The 2,690-nt window shown below is 73.3% G+C and carries 3 protein-coding genes; all 3 read left to right on the forward strand.

Annotated elements, in window-relative coordinates:
- Positions 1-560, forward strand: a 560-nt coding sequence (locus AB0J52_RS35210; RefSeq protein ID WP_500187239.1) for an RNA polymerase sigma factor, incomplete at its 5' end; no start/stop codon positions are given.
- The gene (locus AB0J52_RS35215; protein WP_500187241.1) at positions 553-1,530 is read left to right on the forward strand and encodes a CU044_5270 family protein; all 978 of its coding nucleotides are present in this window, start codon (positions 553-555) and stop codon (positions 1,528-1,530) included. The genes AB0J52_RS35210 and AB0J52_RS35215, both read left to right, overlap by 8 nt.
- 125 nt (positions 1,531-1,655) lie before the next feature.
- Complete coding sequence (locus tag AB0J52_RS35220; protein WP_500187242.1) at positions 1,656-2,489, forward strand: phosphoribosylaminoimidazolesuccinocarboxamide synthase; 834 nt, start codon at positions 1,656-1,658, stop codon at positions 2,487-2,489.
- Positions 2,490-2,690: the final 201 nt, after the last annotated feature.

The following is a 2,690-nucleotide window of genomic DNA, read 5'->3' on the forward strand; positions in this document are numbered from 1 at the left end:
GGAGCGCCGACGCCGGGGACGCGGAGCTGGCCGCGGCGTTCCGGCGCGACCCCGACCGGTTCACCGACGTGTACGACCGGTACTTCCGCGACATCTACCTGTACGCGGCCGGACGCCTCGACACCCAGGCGGGCGAGGACATCGCCGCCGAGACGTTCTGCACGGCCTTCGCGATCCGGGACCGCTTCGACCCGGAACGCGGCGCGCTGCGCCCCTGGCTGTTCGGCATCGCCACCAACCTCATCGCCCGGCACCGCCGCCGCGAGGCCCGCCACTACAAGGCCCTGGCGCGCGGCGGCGCCGACCCGGACGAGGGCAGCCACGAGAACGGCGTGCTGACCGCCGTCGCCGCGCACCGCCTGCGGCCCGAGCTGGCCCGCGCGCTGCGCTCCCTCAACCAGGGCGAGCGCGACGTCCTGCTGCTGGTGGCGCTCGCCCAGCTCAGCCATGACGAGATCGCCGAGGCGCTCGGCATCTCCTACGGCACGGTCGGATCCCGGCTCAGCCGCGCCCGCGCCAAGATCCACAAGACCATCGGCAAGGAGAAGTTCCATGGATGACGACCTGCGCATCGTCGCCGACGCGCTCGCCAAGCCCGAGCCCTCGCCGGACACCGTGGACCGCCGCCGCCACCAGCTGCAGAACGCCATGCGCGGCGGCGCCACCCCCGCCCCCGGCCGCCGCCGCGTCCTCTGGGCCGTCGGCGGCACCGGCCTCACCGCCGGAGTGGCGGCCGCGGCCGTCGCCATCGCCGTCGCCACCGGCTCGGTCGGCGCGTCCCCCCACCACGGCGGCCCGTCCGCGCACGGCGGAACGCCGTCCCAGGCGGCCGCTCCGATCAGCGCCCGCCAGGTGTTCCTCGCCGCCGCCGACAGCGCGTCCCAGGCGCCCGAGCGCGTCGGCAGGTACTGGCACCTCGGCGTGATCTTCCACGACGCCCAGGGCGTCGTGATCAAGGACGAGAGCTACGACCGGTGGTTCCGGCGCGACGGCCGGCACTACTCCGGCGGCCTCAAGACCGGTGGCAAGCCGTACTTCAACCCCAAGCAGGAGCCAGGGTTCCGCGCCGGCGGCCCGGTGCTGACGTTCGAACAGCTCCGCTCCCTGCCGAGCGAGCCGGAGGACCTGGTCCGCCGGATGACCGGGTACGTCGAGGACGCCCACATCCGCACCAGCGCCGGCGAGCTGGACGCGCGCGGGCGGCGGGTCGAGGTGCTCAACGACCTGTTCGTGCTGTCGACGCAGATGCCGGTCACGCCGAAGGTCCGCGCGGCGGCCTTCCGTGCCCTCGCCCAGGCCCCCGAGGTGAGGAGCCTCGGCCGCGTCGGGACCGGAGTGCGGCTGAACATCCCGGTGTACAACATCCCCCAGGGGATGGAGGTGGTCCTCGACCCGGCCACCGGCAGGCTGCGCGACTCCCGCAACTTCGTCGACTACCAGGGCGGTCTCATGTCGGCGTCCGAAGGATCCACCGTCACCATCACCGCCGGCTGGACCGACACCCTCTCCACCGGGAGCGCGCCGAAGTGATCGCCCGCGGCGCCCTGGAGGCCGCCGAGTGACCACGGGGACGCCCCGGACGGCCGCGTCCGGGGCGTCTCGGTACACTCCTGCTCGGCCGACCTGGGGAAACGAGAGCTGAGGCAACGATCCGCATGGAACTGATCCACTCGGGCAAGGTCCGCGACGTCTACGCCGACGGGGACGACCTGGTCCTGGTCGCCACGGACCGGGTGAGCGTGTACGACGTGGTGCTGCCGACCGAGGTCCCCGACAAGGGGAAGATCCTCACGCAGCTCTCGCTGTGGTGGTTCGAGCAGCTCGCGGACGTCGTCCCGAACCATGTGATCTCCGCGGCCGACGTGCCCGCCGAGTTCGCCGGCCGGGCCGTCCGCGTCCAGCGCCTCACGATGCTGCCCGTCGAGTGGATCGCGCGCGGCTACCTCACCGGCCTCGGCCTGAAGCAGTACCAGAAGGACGGCGCGGTCTCCGGCGTGGAGCTGCCGGCGGGTCTGGTCGAGTCGGACCGGCTGCCCGAGCCGATCTTCACCCCGACCACCAAGGCCACCGAGGGCCACGACGAGTTCATCACCTACGACGAGATGGTCGCCGAGATCGGCGCGGACACCGCCGCCGAGCTGCGCGAGACGACCCTGGAGGTGTACCGGCGCGGCGCGGCGCTCGCCCTCGACCGGGGCATCATCATCGCCGACACCAAGCTGGAGTTCGGCCGCGCCGCCGACGGGACGCTCATCCTCGGCGACGAGGTCCTGACGCCCGACTCGTCCCGGTTCTGGCCGGCCGACCGGTACCGGCCCGGCCGCGTCCAGGACTCCCTCGACAAGCAGTTCGTCCGCAACTGGTCGTCCACCCTCGACTGGGACCGCACCCCGCCCGGCCCGGAGATCCCGGCCGAGGTCGTCGACGCCACCCGCGCCCGCTACGTCGAGGTCTACGAGCGCCTCACCGGCGACCGCTGGAACGGCTGACGCCCGGGAGCGGGCAGCCCCGTGAATGACCGTGCCCCGATTCCGGGGGCACGGTCATCGCGCGTTCTGGGCGGCCCTGTCCCCGTTCGGCGGAGGCCCGGACCGGCCGTCCAGCCGGGACACCTCGCCCACGACCGTGACGTCGTCCTCCGGTAGGCCGTCCGCAGGAAGGCCGTCCGCGAGAAGGTCGTCCGCCGGGAG

Origin of the sequence: Spirillospora sp. NPDC049652 (genome assembly GCF_040675125.1) — a bacterium.
GTDB lineage: Bacteria > Actinomycetota > Actinomycetes > Streptosporangiales > Streptosporangiaceae > Spirillospora.

Excerpts from the sequence above, each read along its gene's own strand:
- AB0J52_RS35215 (WP_500187241.1), top strand. The coding sequence starts at position 553 with ATGGATGACGACCTGCGCATCGTCGCCGACGCGCTCGCCAAGCCCGAG.
- AB0J52_RS35220 (WP_500187242.1), top strand. The coding sequence starts at position 1,656 with ATGGAACTGATCCACTCGGGCAAGGTCCGCGACGTCTACGCCGACGGG.